Here is a 15,466-nt window from a genome sequence, read left to right as displayed (position 1 = left end):
ACCGCAGGGGGTGCGCCTGATGAGGCGCCGGGCATGGCGTCCTCCAGTTAAAGCTAACTGTTTGCTTTAAGGTAGCGTATGCCTCTAGGGTCGGCTAAAGCAAACCGTTTGCTTTTGGCGTCGGGTGGTGCCCGTTGCCATGGAGATCAGGAGGAACGTCCATGGAGGACGTGGGGTTGACCCCGCCCGAGGCGGCCCGCTGGGCAGCCCGCGCCGGGCTTCTGCTAACGGTCGACCGGCATGCCGCCGTGGCGGCCACGGCCGACCACATCCACTCCGTCGTCGCGGTCCTGCGGGAGCTCGACTTCGGGGAAACCCCGCCCGCCGGCGTCTACGGCGCCCGAGCGGAGGAGATCCGCGATGCGGCCCTGTGAAATGTCCCTTGCCGCCGCCGCTGACGCGATCCATGCCGGAGAGCTGTCCCCCGTCGAGCTTGTCGACTCCGTCCTGGACCGCATCGAGCAGGTGGAGCCGCACCTCCACGCCTACGTCACCGTCACCGCGGAGCAGGCGCGGCGCTCGGCGCGTGAAGCCGCGGACGCAGCAGCGGCCGACCGTCTCCTGGGTCCGCTGCACGGTATCCCCATGGGCCTCAAGGACATGATCGACGTCGCCGGCGCGGCGACGACGGCGAGCTCGCGGGTCAGGGCCGGCCACCGTGCGGCAGCCGACAGCACGGTCGCCGCCCGCCTGCGGGCGGCCGGTGCGATCCTGGTCGGCAAGACCCACACGCACGAGTTCGCCTACGGTCTGACCACTCCTCAGACACGCAACGCATGGCGGCGTGACAGAGTCGCGGGCGGCTCCAGCGGCGGGTCGGCAGTGGCGGTCGCCGCGGGCGCCGCGGTGTTCGCCCTGGGCACCGACACCGGCGGATCGATCCGGGTGCCCGCAGCGCTCAACGGGGTCGTCGGCCTCAAGCCGACCTACGGTCTCGTCCCCCGCCACGGTGTGACATCGCTGTCCTGGTCGCTTGACCACGTCGGACCGATCACCCGCACCGTCGAGGACGCGGCCCTCGTCCTGTCGGCCCTGACCGGGCACGACCCTCGCGACCCCGCCTCCGTGGCCGTGCCGGTCACGGACTACCGGCCCTCCGCCGATACGGATCTGGCAGGGGTGCGCGTGGGCATACCGCGCAACTACTACTTCGAGCGCGTCGAGCCCGGGGTGGAAACCGCCGTCCGGAACGCAATCGGCCGACTCGGGACCCTCGGTGCCCGGCTCGTCGACGTGGAGATCCCCATGACGCGCTACGTACAGGCCACCCAGTGGGGCCTGATGGTGCCGGAAGCCGCGGCTTACCACGAAGAGACCCTGCGCACCGTCCCGGACCGCTATCAGGATGATGTCCGTATCCTCCTCGAGGCCGGTGAGCTCATGTCCACCGGCGACTACCTCCGCGCCCAGCGCTCCCGGACGCTGATGCGACAAGAGTGGGCGCGCATGCTGGAGAAGGTCGACGTGATCGCCGCTCCGACCGCGCCGATGACCGCGGTCAGAGCCGGCGAGGAGTCGTCGACCTGGCCCGACGGCACCATCGAGGGTGTGTCCGACGCATACGTGCGCCTTTCCTCTCCCGCCAACATCACCGGAGCACCCTCGCTGACCGTGCCGGTCGGCCACGATGCGACGGGCCTGCCGATCGGTATGCAGCTGCTCGGCAGGCCTTTCGGGGAGAGCATGCTCCTGCGGGTCGGGCACGCCTACGAGCAGACCCGGCCCGCGCGTGCGCTCGCACCGGTGGGCTGATGAGCCGGTGGGCCGGCGGGATCACTTCGTCGGGCCCGCGCGTCCGGGTCGGACGCGGCGCCACACGGCGTCGCCCGAGACTGGCCCCTAAAGCTAGAGATTCGCTTTAGGGGTAGGATGGCTCGAAGAGGTGAGGTGGTGTCATGGCCCGTAGGCAGATGGTGCGCCCCGGCGGACGCAGTACCCGGGTCCAGCAGGCAGTGCACAACGCCGTACGCGAACTCGAGGCGGAGAAGGGCCGGGACACCCTGACAGTCCCTCTGGTCGCCCAGCGGGCAGGAGTCACCCCGTCGACGATCTACCGCCGCTGGGGAGATCTGAACGAACTCCTGTCCGATGTGGCGGTCGAACGCCTGCGCCCGGACACCACCCCGGGCGACCACGGCGATCTGTCGGCCGACCTCACCGCCTGGGCCGAGCAGTTCCTGGACGAGATGGCTTCTCCCACCGGGCGCGCCTACATACGCGACGCTCTGCTCGGCGACCCGGACGGCAGCAACGCCGGCCAGTGTTCGGCCTACGCAGCCGAGCACATCGACATCATCATCACGCGCGCGGTCGGCCGCGGAGAAGACCCCCCCGACGTCGAAACGGTCCTCGACCGCGTCGTTGCCCCCGTGATGTACCGCATCCTCTTCCGGCCCGACGGCCTCGAGAGCACCTACGCGCGCCGGCTCATCGGCCAACTCCTCGACGCAGACGGGACTTGCGACCCCTGAAGGCCGCCGGACGGCCCCTGGGCGGGTGACCTGGCAGGAGACCGACGGCTATGACGGCCCGCACCCGGAGATCGGGGCGGACACGGTCGACGGGGAAACGAGCCTGGTGGCCCCTCGACGAGGGTGGCAGGCCCTTCGGGGCGTACCGGGGGCTGCTGGGGACCGCCCCCGGCCGGAAGCCGCGCACTGTCCCCTTCCCGGTCGGTTTCGTCCCGCCGGACCCGGCCAAGGGGGCCGCGTCAGCACCGTGGCGGTGGCCCGGCATTGATCCCAGCTGATCCCGCCCTCTCTTGTCGGAGCGCGTACGAAAACTCCTGTGCACCGGCTGGCGCACCTCTGCGATCATCCCCGAATGGCCCACAGTCTCGAATCGCTGGTCATCCGGCACACCCACCGCCTTTCGTCTCCCGAGGGCTCGGCCGGAGAAGGAACGATCGCCGCGCGGCAGTTCGACGCGGCGCTGACATCCGTGGGTTTCAAGCTCTCGGCGGAGCTGCTGGAGCGGCTGTCGGGGCTGTCCGAGGCCGCGGTCGTGCACACCGCCAAGCGCACGCTGCGCACCGTGAGCGAGATGGTGGGCGACCACGTCCGGCACAACGCGTACTTCATCGACTTCCCAGCGAACGTGCCGGAGACGGAAGAGTTCTGGATGCGGTGCGTGGCGAAGGCGCTCGGCGACGAGACGTCGCGCGAGAACGTGCTGACGCAGCTGGGGCAAGGGGTGCTGGACCTGCTCAGCCTCCCCGCATACGGCCGGTACCAGCACACCTACGAGGAAATGCTGGCGGCGCAGGACGAACTGATCGCCTCGGCGCGCGACCGGGTCACCGTGCTGCATCTCGGCCGGAGCCTGGACGACGAACTCACTGACCTGTACCTGGCCCTGGCCGGCAGCACGACCCCGCTGGGCGAGGACGACCTGCGCGACCTCAAGACCCTCGCAGACCGGTGCGCGCTCGGCCCCCAGCCGGAGGCGATCCCGGTCCGGGAGAACCGCGCGGTCATCAACGAGGCCCGGCTCGGCGTCGGGGCGGACCTCCTCCTTGACACCGTCACCGATGTGCTGCGGCTGGCCTGCGTGCTGTCGGGCGGCGACGTGACGCTGCAGCAGCCGACCCGGTTCCGGGCGCTGTCGCGGCCGGTGCGCCGGGGACTGCTTGCGGGTCTGGACGCCGTGGTCGCGGCGAACCCCGCGAAGCTCGCCGACGTGCACGCGTACCGAGAGCCCTTCAAGCGGCTCGGCGAGCGCCTCCACCCGCACGAGTACCCACGCTGGCCGCACGCCGCCGACGTGTTCGCGGTCGCGCGCGGCGAGAAGAAGGCACGGTCCTTCGACAGCCGGATCGAGGAGCTGCTCGACGCGTTTGACGTCCTCGGTGCGGTAAGGCTGCTGAAGTCCGCTCCCGGCAAGCTGTTCCGCGCCCTGGACCTCCTGCTGCGCATCGCCGCCGACCAGGAGGAACGGGACGCGGTGGTGGCCGCCGCGGTGCAGGTGGCTCCCGACGTCTCCGGCCGGGTCCTGCTCTCGGTGCGCGAGCATCTCCACAACCGGGCACGTGAGAGCGACGAACCCCGGATCTTCGTCAACCGCCGGGGCCGAGCCTGGGTGACCCCCGACGTCCGGCCGCCGGTACCGGCCGCCGACCGCGATCGTCTGATCTCCGCCCTCGACGCCCAGATGCGTCGTCGGCTCCCGGCACCGGGCCGGCTGCTGCTCGACCCCGATGTCCTCGACGTGGCGCTGCCGCTCAGCGGCCGGGCGACCGCGCCCGGGCTCGGCGTACTGCCGCGAGGGTCGACCTCCGCGGTCGACGGCGAGCAGCTGCGCTTCTTCGTTTACTGGAAAGAGACCGAGCACCGGACCGACTACGACCTGTCGGCGCTGCTTCTCCACGCCGACTACAGCACTGATGCCTGGCTCTCCTACACATCCCTCAAGACCGTCGGGGGCGGGCATTCGGGCGACATCACCGAGGCGCCCGACGGGGCCTCGGAGTTCATCAACCTGTCCCTGGACCGAGTGCGCAGCACATTCATCGTTCCGCAGGTCAACATCTACGCCGGCGAAAGCTTCGAGGAGGTCGAGGAGTCGTTCTTCGGCTTCATGCTGCGCGACGGTGAGCAGAAGGGCCGGCCGTTCGAGCCGCGCACCGTGCGGATGAAGTCGGAGCTGCGTGGGGTGGGCCGGGTGGCGCTGCCGCTGGTGTTCCAGCGGGGGGACGACGGCCGGTGGCGCGCGAAGTGGATGCACCTGTATCTGAGGGGCATCTCGTCGGCCAACCGGGTCGAGGAGAACCAGGTGTCCGTGTCGAAGGTGGTGCGCGCCGTCGTGGAGCGCGAGCAGTTGACGGTGCGGTACCTGATCGACCTGATGGCCGGCGACACCACGACCGTGGACGTGTGGGCCGGCGAACCGGTCTCGGACGAGCCCGTGATGTACATCGGACTCGAACGCCCCGAGGGACTGCATCCGGACTCACGGATCATCACCCTCGAAAATCTGCGCGACGTGATCCCGGGGTGAGTGCTAGCGTTGCCCGCGGCGAGGCCATGAAGGGGCTTCCTTCTCAACTCCTTTCTGAAACGAGTCTTTTCGCTTTCCTCGCCGTTGACCTCGACTGGGAGGCGCCCGCCCGGCGCCTCCCAGTTCTCGTGTGATGCTTTCGGTCGGTCTGCTAGAGCCAGTCCCGCCTCTTGAAGACGACATACAGGCTCACGCACACCGCCGCCATCAGCAGAACCGCGAACGGATAGCCAGCCGCCCACTTCAGCTCCGGCATGTCATCGAAGTTCATGCCGTAGACGGTTCCCACCAGTGTGGGTGCGAAGAGGATGGCCGCCCAGGCGGAGATCTTCTTGATCTCCTCGTTCTGCTCGAAGCCCGCCTCCGCCAGTGCCCGCATCTCCGCGTTCTGCTGCTGGGTCACCAGAGTCGTGTTGACCGTCAGGATGTCCGCGAGGGCCTGGCGGAAGCCGTCCACGCGCTCGCTGGTGTGGGTGACGTGGTCGGCCACGTCGCGCAGATAGCGCTGGAGTTCCTCGTCCGTGCCGTATTTGGCGAAGCCCGCCATCAGGCCGTGCAGCATCCCCACCAGCGGACGGGTGGCGCGCTGGAACTCGACCATCTCGCGGGAGAGTTCGTAGATGCGGCGGGACACCGCGGGGTCGCCGCTGAAGACCTCGGTCTCGATCTCGTCGATGTCGTTCTGCACACCGGCGACCACCGGGGCGTAGCCGTCGACCACGGCGTCGAGGATGGCGTAGAGCACGGCCTCGGGGCCGAGGGCCAGCAGTTCGGAGTCGTCCTCCATGCGGCGGCGGACCGCGGAGAGGTCGGGTGCGGCGCCGTGGCGGACCGTGATGACGAAGTCGCGGCCGACGAAGACATGGAGCTCGCCGAAGTCCACCTCTTCCTGGGCGTCGAGGTACCGGGCGGCGCGCAGCACGACGAAGAGGGTTTCGCCGTAGCGCTCGAGCTTGGGGCGCTGGTGGGCCTCCATCGCGTCCTCGACGGCCAGCTCATGGAGGTCGAACTCCTCGGCCAGCGTCAGCAGCTCCGCTTCGGTCGGCCGGTGCAGGCCGATCCAGGCCATGCCGCGCGGCTCTTCGCGGAGCTGGCGGAAGGTTTCGGCGAGCGACTCGGGGGTGGAGACGCGCCGGCCGTCGCGGTAGAGCGCGGCCTGGACGATGCTGCCCTGGTCTTTCTGCACCGGGGCCGGGGACCCCGGTGTGTGGGAACCCGCGCCGCCTGTGCCGCCGCCCGACGCACCTGCCGGAGTGAAGCGCCGGCGCCAGGCGTGCTTCCTCGGGGTGGTATCGGGGCGGGCCCGTCGCTCGGACATCCTGGTCACCTCCCGTGTCCCGTGATCGCGTACCCGGTCGGAGCAGGATATACACGATGGCCGGATTGCGGACATTTTCCGTCCTGGATCCGGCCATGGCGGCGTGCGGGCGCTTACCGGCCCACTTCCCTGACCGGCGGGTCATCCGTCGTGTGGACGGCGGTGGCGGCCGTCCACAGGGAGGCGGTGGTGGCCGTGACGCGGGGCACGCCGACGGTGTCCGCGTCCCGGCGGGTGCCGCGTGACTCCCGGCCCGCCACCACCGGTGCGGGCGTCGTGAGCCGGGGATCCACCGTCACCGCGGTCACGCCCAGCGGTTCCGCGAGCGCCCGCAGCGCTGGTTCCGCGAGCCTGATCCAGGCCTGGTTCTCACCGAACGCGGCCCTCAGCCGCCGCTCCCCGGTGAAACCGATGGCCGTGCGCACCCCGAGCGGTGTGCGCAGGAAACGCAGCTGGAATCTCCCGGCGGAGCCGAGCCTGACCGGTACGAACAGCGGCTCTGCCGGGCGATGTTCTCCGGGCGGAAGGTTGTCCATGATGTGTGTCCTTCGGGACGTCGGTGATCGCTGCGGTTCGTAGCAGCTTTGCCCGGACGCACCAGGAAGCCGCGTGCGGCGGCGCAACCATGACGCGTCGCTGACCGGAAGGCGGCCGTTCTTGACGTGCTCCGTACGGGGGAAGGTCTGCGTCACCACCCGCACTCGAGTGCGTACGCGAGATGCTCGCACCGGAACAGCGATTAAGCGATTGCAGGCAGGAGAGAACGCCATGCGGATTCCCATGACCGTCGCCGACTTCCTCGACCGGGCCGAGCTCGGGTTCGCCTCCAGCACCGGTGTGATCGACGAGCCGGACCAACCCGCACCGCCGGTGCCCGATGCGACGTACGGGCAGCTCGGGGTGCGCGTACGGGCCTGGCAGGCGGGGCTGGACGCGATCGGCGTCGGTGAGGGCGAGCGGGTGGCTGTGGTCAGTCACAACTCCGCGCGGATGCTCGAGCTGCTCTTCGCGGTGCCCATGAGCGGCCGGGTCTGCGTGCCGGTCAACTTCCGGCTCAAGCCGGACGAGGTGGAGTACGTCGTCCACCAGAGCGGGGCCTCGGTCCTGCTGGTCGACCCCGAGCTGGACGAGTCGTTGTCCGGGGTCAAGGCACGGCACCGGTTCGTGCTCAGTGAGCAGACCGACAAGGAACTGATGCGGTTCGGGGTGGAGCCGCGCCCCTGGTCGCGGCCGGACGAGGACGCCACGGCGACGATCAACTACACCTCGGGGACCACCGCCCGGCCCAAGGGCGTCCAGCTCACCCACCGCAACATCTGGGTGAACGGGCTGACCTTCGGGCTGCACACCCGCGCCTGGGAGCGGGACGTCTATCTGCACACCCTGCCGATGTTCCACTGCAACGGCTGGGGCATGCCCTTCGTGATGGCCGGCCTCGGTGCCAGGCAGGTCGTGCTGCGCAAGGTCGACGGCGCCGAGATCCTGCGCCGTGTCGACGCCCACGGTGTGACCCTGATGTGCGGCGCGCCCGCGGTGTGGAACGCGGTCCTGGACGCCGCGGCCGACTGGGAGGGCGAGATCCCCGGCCGCGACCGGGTACGGATCGTCTGTGCGGGCGCTCCGCCGCCGAGCAGGACCATCCAGCGGGTGGGGGACGAGCTCGGCTGGGAGTTCACCCAGATCTACGGTCTGACGGAGACCTCACCGCTGCTCACCTTCAATCGCACCCGCCCGGCCGACGCCGGGCTGCCCGCCGAGGAGCGCGCGCACAAACTGTCCCGTGCGGGGCTTCCGGCGCTCGGGGTGAAGCTGCGGGTCGCCGACTCCGGTGAGGTCCTGGCCAGGTCGAACGTGGTGCTCGACGGGTACTGGGAGAAGCCCGATGAGACCGAGGCCGCACTGGAGGGCGGCTGGTTCCACACCGGCGACGGCGGCATCATCGACCCGGACGACGGGCACCTCACGATCTCCGACCGCAAGAAGGACGTGATCATCACGGGGGGTGAGAACGTGTCGTCGATCGAGGTCGAGGACACCATTTTCAGCCACCCCGCCGTGGCCGAGGTCGCCGTGATCGGGGTGCCCGACGAGAAGTGGGGCGAGACCATCAAGGCCCTGGTGGTGCTCGCCGAGGGAGCCACCGCACAGGAGGCGGACATCATCGCCCACTGCAAGCAGCGCATGGCGGGCTACAAGGCCCCCACGTCGGTCGAGTTCCGCGATGCCATCCCGCGTACCGCCACCGGCAAGATCCAGAAGTTCAAGCTTCGCGAGCCGTACTGGTCAGGCACCGGACGTCAGGTGAACTGACTTGTCTCAAAGGTGAGTTACGGGCGGAACGGACTGCCCCGCACGATGGGTCGCCTACGGGGATGCGTACAGTGACCGTATGCCCGAGTTGCAGCTGCTCCGCCCGGACCACGCCCCCGCGCTCCTCGCCTTCGAGCGCGAGAACCGGGCCCACTTCGCCGCGTCCGTCCCCGACCGGGGCGACGGCTACTTCCTCCACTTCGACGAGCGGCACCGGGCCCTGCTCGCCGAACAGGAGGCGGGTGTCTGCTACTTCCATGTGCTCGTGGACGCCGAAGGCGAGATCCAGGGGCGGGTCAACCTCGTGGACGTGGCGGACGGCGCGGCCGAACTCGGCTACCGCATCGCCAAGCGTGCCGCAGGCAGGGGGCTCGCCACCCGGGCCGTACGGGAGCTCTGCCAGCGTGCCGCCGGCCGGTACGGGCTGAGCGTGCTGAGGGCCGAGACCACCCTCGACAACCCGGCATCGCAGGCCGTGCTGACGCGCACCGGGTTCGCCGTCGTCGGCGAGACGGAGCTCGACGGCCGTCCTGGCCTGTCGTACCTCCGCAGCCTTGGCGTCACCGGCGCCTGAGACCCGGCCACTCAGCCGAGCACGCGAAACGCGAGCACTTCTGCCGGGAATGCGCGTGGAGGCGATCTAGCATGGCGCACCATGGAGCCGCCACCCCCGCCCGGGCCGACCCGTCCGCTGCACATCGCGGTGACGTTGCTGGTGGCAGCGGCAGGTTCGCTGGAGACCGTCTCCTTCCTGGGCCTTGACCATGTCTTCGCCGGAGTGATGACCAGCAACCTCGCGTTGCTGGGTATGGCCATCGGGCAGCAGCAGGCCCTGAACGTCACCGCCGCGGCCCTCGCGCTGGCCGGGTTCGCCGTCGGGGCCGCGGTGGCCGCGTGGTTCACCCGGCGCAGCGGGATCCCCGCCGCACGCTGGCATCCCCGGGTGGTGTACTGCCTGTTCGCGACGACCGTCATCCTCGTGGGGATCGCGGCAGTGTGGGTGGCCGTCGACGGCGCACCGCGCGGGATCACCAGAAGCCTGCTCCAGTTCGCGGCGGCGGTCGCCATGGGTGTCGAGTCCACGGCCATGGTCGCCGCGGGGCACGCGGCCGCGCCCACCACCTATCTGACCGGCACCCTGGCCACCTACATCGTCAAGGGTGTCGGAGCGGTCCGCCAGGAGCGCTGGATCCCGGTGCGGTTCGGCGCGCTGATCGTGGGTGCGGCCATCTCAGCGGTGCTGCTCAAGGCCGCTCCGGCGTGGGCCGCGGTGCCACCGGTCGTGCTGATGCTGTGCGCACTCCTGGCGGCCCGCAGCCGCCGGCCAGGGCGATCGCGATGAGGTGACCCGGGTGGGTCAGCCGGCGGACGACCGCTCGGCGTCGGGGAACCGGGCGAGAGGCGCCTCCTGGGCGAAGAACGTCTTGGCCCTGACGGCCGCCCGCTCGTCGCTGAGCACCTGGCCGGGCCGGGAGCCGTTGCCGAGCAGTACGCCGCCGAAGCGCATGCCCATGTACGCAGCCGTGTGGTTCAGCGTCAGGACGAGTGGTTCGGCTCGGACCGGCTCCCGGTCCGCCATGGCCGTGACCCCCCACAGGGTGCGGCCCGCCATCTTCGCCTTGAATCCGGGGTCCGGGGTGGACAGCCACTTCGACCAGTAGTCGAGATAGCGCTTGGTGTACGAGGAGACGGAGTACCAGTACAGCGGCGAGACGATCACCACGTCCGTGGCAGCCAGCGTCGCCTCCCTCAGCAGGTCCTCGTCGCTCTCCTCCTGCGGCCAGGCGCCCGCCGCATGGCGCGCGTCGTGAAAGTCGGGCAGACGGAGCTGTTCCAGGTCCAGCCACCGCTGCCCGGTGCCGCCCGGCAGTTGCTCCGCCGCCGCACGGGCCAGCAGTTCGGCGTTGCCGTCCGCACGGGCGCTGCCGAGGAGGAAGAGGAACGAGCGGGCCATGAGCGCTCCTGGATCAGCCCATGGGCGGCGACCACGCGGTCGCGCCCCGGGGTGCGGTTGATTGCCCCGTCTCCAACCTCCCTCCACCAGCTGATATTCCGGCCGCACTCGGGGGAGGATCCCGGCAGTGAACGGGTACGGCGGGAAGGGAACTGCGATGGCGGGAACGGACACCGGGGCGGAAACGGCGCTCGCGTACACACATGGCACGGGCACCGTGCCCCTGCTCGGTGACACGATCGGGCGCAACCTCGACCGGACGATCGCGCGGTTCCCGGAGCGGGAGGCGCTGGTCGATGTGCCGTCCGGGCGGCGCTGGACCTACGCGGAGTTCGGGGCGGACGTGGACGAGCTCGCGCGTGCGCTGCTCGCCCGCGGGGTGGCCAAGGGAGACAGGGTGGGGATCTGGGCGGTGAACTGCCCGGAGTGGGTGCTGGTGCAGTACGCCACCGCCCGGATCGGCGCGATCATGGTGAACATCAATCCGGCCTACCGCGCCCATGAGCTCGCCTACGTCCTCGAGCAGGCCGGAATCGGCATCCTGATCGCGTCCCTCGCCCACCGGACGAGCGACTACCGCGCACTGGTGGAGCAGGTCCGCGCCGGCTGCCCGGCGCTGCGGTCCGTGCACTACATCGGTGACGGCAGCTGGGCGGAGCTGGTCGCATCGGCCGAGGGCGCGGGGCGGGACGAACTCGCGCTACGGGAAGCGGAGCTGTCCTGCGACGACCCCGTGAACATCCAGTACACCTCAGGCACCACGGGATTCCCCAAGGGGGCGACCCTCTCCCACCACAACATCCTCAACAACGGCTACTTCGTGGGCGAGATGATCGCCTACACCGAGCAGGACCGGGTCTGCCTTCCCGTCCCCTTCTATCACTGTTTCGGCATGGTCATGGGGAACATCGGAGCCACGTCCCACGGCGCCTGCATCGTCATCCCCGCCCCGTCGTTCGAAGCCGACGCCACCCTGCGTGCGGTCGAGCAGGAACGCTGCACCTCGCTCTACGGCGTACCCACGATGTTCATCGCCGAGCTGAACCTGCCCGACTTCGCGACGTACGACCTCGGCTCGCTGCGCACCGGAATCATGGCGGGCTCCCCCTGCCCGGTGGAGGTGATGAAGCGGGTGGTCGCCGAGATGAACATGGCCGAGGTGTCGATCTGTTACGGCATGACGGAGACCTCACCCGTCTCCACGCAGACCCGGCGGGACGATGACCTGGAGCGCCGCACCGGGACGGTGGGGCGGGTGCTTCCGCACATCGAGGTCAAGGTGGTCGACCCGGTCAGAGGGGTCACACTGCCGCGCGGCGAGGCGGGAGAGCTGTGCACCCGCGGCTACAGCGTGATGCTCGGGTACTGGGACGAGCCGGAGAAGACGACCGAGGCGATCGACGCGGGGCGCTGGATGCACACGGGCGACCTGGCGGTGATCCGCGACGACGGGTACGTCCAGATCGTCGGCCGCATCAAGGACATGATCATTCGCGGTGGCGAGAACGTGTACCCGCGCGAGATCGAGGAGTTCCTCTACGCCCATCCGAAGATCGCCGACGTCCAGGTGGTCGGTGTACCTGACGCGAAGTACGGCGAGGAGATCCTCGCCGTCGTCGTCGCCCGGGACCCGGCCGATCCGCCGACGCTGGACGAGGTCACCGGCTTCTGCCGCGAGAAGCTCGCCCACTACAAGATCCCCCGGCGGCTTGAGGTCGTGGACACCTTCCCGATGACGATCAGCGGCAAGGTGCGGAAGGTGGAGCTGCGGGAGCGCTACGGCTGAGCGCTTCGGGGAGGCGACCGGGGGAGTTGGCCGCGCCCGGGCCGCTCGCCGGCAGCGGGCGGGGACTGCTGCTCGTGGAGACGCTGCCGACCGGTGGGAGGTGCGCTGGGATCGCGCGCCGGTCGGGAAGGCGGACCGTGCGGACCGGACTGGGCCTGCGGCGCGAGCTGTTCGGGGCGCGGGCGGTCAGGGGCCCGGCGACAGCAGTGCGTCCGCCGGGCCGTTCACCGGTTGCGGTGTTCCGGTGAGGTCCATGACGAAGAGCGGGAGACCGAGCTCGTCCGCGCGGGCGCGGGCGTCGGAGGCGTATCCCGCGAGGGAGAAGAACACGCCCAGCGCCTCTTCATTGAGTCCGTTCAGCCAGAGGCACTCGACCGCGCGCAGTGTGGCCGGGCGCGTGGTGGGGTCCACCTGGGCGACCAGGCCGGGGCCGCGCAGGGCGAGGCCGCTCGCGTACCAGTCCTTCTGCTGGACGATCTCCTCGAAGCCGAGCCAGCGCAGATACAGGGCGGCCGTGGCCACGGCGTCGCCGGCGGTGCGGATCGTGACCGGGCGGAACGTGGGGCGCGGCGCGGGGGCGGTGCGCGGCAGGGGGATGTGCGTGGGCAGCCAGGCCTGGCCGCCACGGGCCTCGGCGGCCGCGGGCGAGCGGAACGGTGCCGGCGGTGCGGAGGGCGCCGCGGGCCCGGTCGGCGCCGCGGGCCCGGTCGGTCTGGGGCGCGAGGTCACCGGACGCACCGGTATCCGCAGCACCGTCCCGCAGGGGCAGCCCAGCTCGGGCTGCGGCCACTGGTCCTGCCGTCCGCAGGCCTGGCAGCGGGCGGTGACCCAGTCCTCGGTCCAGGTGCGGTGCGTGATCGGCTCTGCGGGTGCGCCGCGCACCAGCGGCGGCGCGACGGGAGCCCCGCACGCGCACGGGTACACGGGCGCGGCGAAGGTGTGAGTACGGCGGCAGACCGGGCAGCGAACCGGTACCTGATCGCCCATTCTCCCCGTCCCCCTCGGGTGGCTCAGACGTGACTCGTGCGTGCCTCTGCCGTCTTCGTGACGTCGGTCACGCGCCTGGGGTCCATCGTCCACCACGCGTCAGCCCTGGGGGAGGGACTTCGGCCATCCCCAGGTCCCGTCCTGGCCTCCTTCCCTTGACGTCCCCCACCACGCCCCCTACTTTGATTCCGGATAGCAGAATCAAGATTCCGCATTGTGGAATTGCTCGATGGAGTCCGATCCGTCAGGCCGAAGCAGGAGTCCCCATGCCTCGTATGACAGCCGCCCGAGCGGCAGTTGAAATCCTCAAGCGCGAAGGCGTCACGCATGCGTTCGGTGTGCCGGGCGCCGCGATCAACCCCTTCTACAAGGCCCTCCAGGAAGGCGGCGGCATCGATCACACCCTCGCCCGCCATGTGGAAGGCGCCTCGCACATGGCCGAGGGGTACACGCGGACGGCCCCGGGAAACATCGGGGTCTGCATCGGTACGTCCGGTCCCGCGGGCACCGACATGATCACCGGGCTCTACTCGGCGATCGGTGACTCGATTCCGATCCTGTGCATCACCGGGCAGGCCCCGACCCATGTGATCCACAAAGAGGACTTCCAGGCGGTCGACATCGCCGCCATCGCCGGTCCGGTCACCAAGGCCGCCACGACGGTGCTCGAGGCGGCGCAGGTCCCGGGTGTCTTCCAGCAGGCGTTCCACCTGATGCGCTCCGGCAGGCCGGGCCCCGTCCTGATCGACCTGCCCGTCGACGTCCAGCAGACCGAGATCGAGTTCGATCCGGAGACGTATGAGCCGCTGCCGCTCTACAGGCCGGCTGCGACCAGGGCCCAGATCGAGAAGGCGATCTCCTACCTGCTGGAGTCCGAGCGCCCGCTGATCGTCGCGGGTGGCGGTGTCATCGGCGCGGACGCGAGCGAGCTGCTGGTCGAGTTCGCCGAGCTGACCCGCACGCCCGTGATCCCGACCCTGATGGGCTGGGGCGCCATCCCCGACGACCACGAGCTGAACGCCGGGATGGTCGGCCTCCAGACCGCGCACCGCTACGGCAACGCCAACTTCCTCGAGTCCGACTTCGTCCTCGGCATCGGCAACCGCTGGGCCAACCGGCACACCGGCTACAAGCTGGACGTCTACACCCGGGGCCGTACGTTCGTCCACGTGGACATCGAGCCCACCCAGATCGGCAGGGTCTTCGCCCCCGACTACGGGATCACGTCGGATGCCAGGGCCGCCCTGGGGCTCTTCGTGGAGGTGGCCCGGGAGCTGAAGGCGGCGGGCAGGCTGCCCGACCGTACGGCCTGGGTCGCCTCCACCCAGGAGCGCAAGGCCACCTTGCAGCGGCGTACGCACTTCGACGACGTGCCGCTGAAGCCGCAGCGCGTGTACGAGGAGATGAACAAGGCCTTCGGGCCCGAGACCCGTTATGTCACCACCATCGGGCTCTCCCAGATCGCGGGCGCGCAGATGCTGCACGTCTACCGGCCGCGCCACTGGATCAACTGCGGCCAGGCCGGGCCGCTGGGATGGACCATCCCGGCCGCGCTGGGCGTCGCCAAGGCCGACCCGGAGGCGCAGGTCGTGGCGCTGTCCGGGGACTACGACTTCCAGTTCATGATCGAGGAGCTGGCGGTCGGGGCACAGCATCGGATCCCGTACGTCCACGTGCTCGTGAACAACTCGTATCTGGGGCTGATCAGGCAGGCGCAGCTCGGCCTGGACATCGACTTCCAGGTCAATCTGGAGTTCGAGAACATCAACGCGCCGGAGCTCGGGGTCTACGGCGTCGACCATGTGAAGGTCGCCGAGGGCCTGGGCTGCAGAGCCATCCGGGTCAGGGAGCCCGAGGAGCTGCTGCCCGCGCTGGAGGAGGCCAAGAAGCTGGCGGCCGAGTACCGGGTGCCGGTCGTGGTGGAGGCGATCCTGGAGCGGGTCACCAATATCGCGATGAGCCGGACGGCGGACATCAGCGACGTGTCCGAGTTCGAGGAGCTGGCCACGGAGCCCTGGCACGCGCCCACGGCGATCAGGGCGTTGAAGGTCTGAGGCGCTGTCCGCGGCCGGGGTCGGCTTCGGAGAGGCGGACCATGAGGTGCGGCGCGAGACCG

Annotated in this window: 13 protein-coding genes; 9 read left to right on the top strand and 4 right to left on the bottom strand. The window is 70.1% G+C overall.

What is annotated here, in order from left to right; translation table 11 throughout:
• Positions 1 to 161 precede the first annotated feature (161 nt).
• From ABZ532_RS15615 to ABZ532_RS15600, 4 genes are all read left to right on the top strand, one after another.
• Positions 162 to 374: a hypothetical protein gene (locus tag ABZ532_RS15615; protein WP_361282883.1), complete on the top strand. Its 213-nt coding sequence runs from the start codon at positions 162 to 164 to the stop codon at positions 372 to 374.
• Positions 361 to 1,752, top strand: coding sequence for an amidase (locus tag ABZ532_RS15610; protein WP_361282882.1), 1,392 nt, complete (start codon positions 361 to 363; stop codon positions 1,750 to 1,752). The genes ABZ532_RS15615 and ABZ532_RS15610 overlap by 14 nt, the downstream gene beginning before the upstream one ends.
• A gap of 143 nt (positions 1,753 to 1,895) precedes the next feature.
• Positions 1,896 to 2,471 carry a TetR/AcrR family transcriptional regulator gene (locus ABZ532_RS15605; protein ID WP_361282880.1) on the top strand — a complete coding sequence of 192 codons (576 nt, stop codon included), beginning with the start codon at positions 1,896 to 1,898 and terminating at the stop codon, positions 2,469 to 2,471.
• A 352-nt stretch (positions 2,472 to 2,823) separates the two neighbouring features.
• Entirely contained in the window at positions 2,824 to 4,995 is a 2,172-nt protein-coding gene (locus ABZ532_RS15600) for a hypothetical protein (RefSeq protein ID WP_361282878.1), read from the top strand.
• A gap of 151 nt (positions 4,996 to 5,146) precedes the next feature.
• On the opposite strand, the gene ABZ532_RS15595 is transcribed toward ABZ532_RS15600, so the two are convergent.
• Positions 5,147 to 6,313 (bottom strand): magnesium and cobalt transport protein CorA, encoded by a 1,167-nt coding sequence (locus ABZ532_RS15595; RefSeq protein WP_361282876.1) that lies wholly within the window; start codon positions 6,311 to 6,313, stop codon positions 5,147 to 5,149.
• A gap of 113 nt (positions 6,314 to 6,426) precedes the next feature.
• Entirely contained in the window at positions 6,427 to 6,849 is a 423-nt protein-coding gene (locus ABZ532_RS15590) for an SAV_915 family protein (RefSeq protein WP_361282874.1), read from the bottom strand.
• Between the two features lie 232 nt (positions 6,850 to 7,081).
• Between ABZ532_RS15590 and ABZ532_RS15585 the strand changes: the two genes are divergently transcribed.
• The 3 genes from ABZ532_RS15585 (at position 7,082) to ABZ532_RS15575 (ending at position 9,965) form a co-directional block, all read left to right on the top strand.
• Positions 7,082 to 8,623 (top strand): AMP-binding protein, encoded by a 1,542-nt coding sequence (locus tag ABZ532_RS15585; protein WP_361282872.1) that lies wholly within the window; start codon positions 7,082 to 7,084, stop codon positions 8,621 to 8,623.
• 79 nt (positions 8,624 to 8,702) lie between these two features.
• A complete protein-coding gene (locus ABZ532_RS15580) occupies positions 8,703 to 9,197 on the top strand; it encodes a GNAT family N-acetyltransferase (RefSeq protein ID WP_361282870.1) in 495 nt (164 codons plus the stop codon).
• Positions 9,198 to 9,278: 81 nt separating this feature from the next.
• Positions 9,279 to 9,965, top strand: a complete 687-nt coding sequence (locus tag ABZ532_RS15575) for a YoaK family protein (protein WP_361282868.1) — start codon at positions 9,279 to 9,281, stop codon at positions 9,963 to 9,965.
• Between the two features lie 15 nt (positions 9,966 to 9,980).
• On the opposite strand, the gene ABZ532_RS15570 is transcribed toward ABZ532_RS15575, so the two are convergent.
• Positions 9,981 to 10,577 (bottom strand): NAD(P)H-dependent oxidoreductase, encoded by a 597-nt coding sequence (locus ABZ532_RS15570; protein ID WP_361282866.1) that lies wholly within the window; start codon positions 10,575 to 10,577, stop codon positions 9,981 to 9,983.
• 157 nt (positions 10,578 to 10,734) lie between these two features.
• Between ABZ532_RS15570 and ABZ532_RS15565 the strand changes: the two genes are divergently transcribed.
• Positions 10,735 to 12,363: an AMP-binding protein gene (locus tag ABZ532_RS15565; protein WP_361282864.1), complete on the top strand. Its 1,629-nt coding sequence runs from the start codon at positions 10,735 to 10,737 to the stop codon at positions 12,361 to 12,363.
• A 186-nt stretch (positions 12,364 to 12,549) separates the two neighbouring features.
• Here ABZ532_RS15565 and ABZ532_RS15560 read toward each other — a convergent pair whose 3' ends face one another.
• Positions 12,550 to 13,350, bottom strand: coding sequence for a hypothetical protein (locus ABZ532_RS15560; RefSeq protein WP_361282862.1), 801 nt, complete (start codon positions 13,348 to 13,350; stop codon positions 12,550 to 12,552).
• Between the two features lie 275 nt (positions 13,351 to 13,625).
• Here ABZ532_RS15560 and gcl point away from each other — a divergent pair, with 275 nt between their 5' ends.
• A complete protein-coding gene (gene gcl, locus ABZ532_RS15555; RefSeq protein WP_361282943.1) occupies positions 13,626 to 15,404 on the top strand; it encodes a glyoxylate carboligase in 1,779 nt (592 codons plus the stop codon).
• Positions 15,405 to 15,466 lie beyond the last annotated feature (62 nt).

This window comes from Streptomyces sp. NPDC019396, assembly GCF_040632375.1.
In the GTDB taxonomy this organism is placed as follows: Bacteria; Actinomycetota; Actinomycetes; order Streptomycetales; family Streptomycetaceae; genus Streptomyces.
Note: the sequence above shows the minus strand (reverse complement) of the source record. Positions and strands in the feature narration are given on the sequence as shown.

Excerpts from the sequence above, each read along its gene's own strand:
- ABZ532_RS15585 (WP_361282872.1), top strand. The coding sequence starts at position 7,082 with ATGCGGATTCCCATGACCGTCGCCGACTTCCTCGACCGGGCCGAGCTC.
- gcl (WP_361282943.1), top strand. The coding sequence starts at position 13,626 with ATGACAGCCGCCCGAGCGGCAGTTGAAATCCTCAAGCGCGAAGGCGTC.
- ABZ532_RS15610 (WP_361282882.1), top strand. The coding sequence starts at position 361 with ATGCGGCCCTGTGAAATGTCCCTTGCCGCCGCCGCTGACGCGATCCAT.
- ABZ532_RS15580 (WP_361282870.1), top strand. The coding sequence starts at position 8,703 with ATGCCCGAGTTGCAGCTGCTCCGCCCGGACCACGCCCCCGCGCTCCTC.
- ABZ532_RS15560 (WP_361282862.1), bottom strand. The coding sequence starts at position 13,350 with ATGGGCGATCAGGTACCGGTTCGCTGCCCGGTCTGCCGCCGTACTCAC.
- ABZ532_RS15600 (WP_361282878.1), top strand. The coding sequence starts at position 2,824 with ATGGCCCACAGTCTCGAATCGCTGGTCATCCGGCACACCCACCGCCTT.
- ABZ532_RS15605 (WP_361282880.1), top strand. The coding sequence starts at position 1,896 with ATGGCCCGTAGGCAGATGGTGCGCCCCGGCGGACGCAGTACCCGGGTC.
- ABZ532_RS15570 (WP_361282866.1), bottom strand. The coding sequence starts at position 10,577 with ATGGCCCGCTCGTTCCTCTTCCTCCTCGGCAGCGCCCGTGCGGACGGC.
- ABZ532_RS15575 (WP_361282868.1), top strand. The coding sequence starts at position 9,279 with ATGGAGCCGCCACCCCCGCCCGGGCCGACCCGTCCGCTGCACATCGCG.
- ABZ532_RS15615 (WP_361282883.1), top strand. The coding sequence starts at position 162 with ATGGAGGACGTGGGGTTGACCCCGCCCGAGGCGGCCCGCTGGGCAGCC.
- ABZ532_RS15565 (WP_361282864.1), top strand. The coding sequence starts at position 10,735 with ATGGCGGGAACGGACACCGGGGCGGAAACGGCGCTCGCGTACACACAT.
- ABZ532_RS15590 (WP_361282874.1), bottom strand. The coding sequence starts at position 6,849 with ATGGACAACCTTCCGCCCGGAGAACATCGCCCGGCAGAGCCGCTGTTC.
- ABZ532_RS15595 (WP_361282876.1), bottom strand. The coding sequence starts at position 6,313 with ATGTCCGAGCGACGGGCCCGCCCCGATACCACCCCGAGGAAGCACGCC.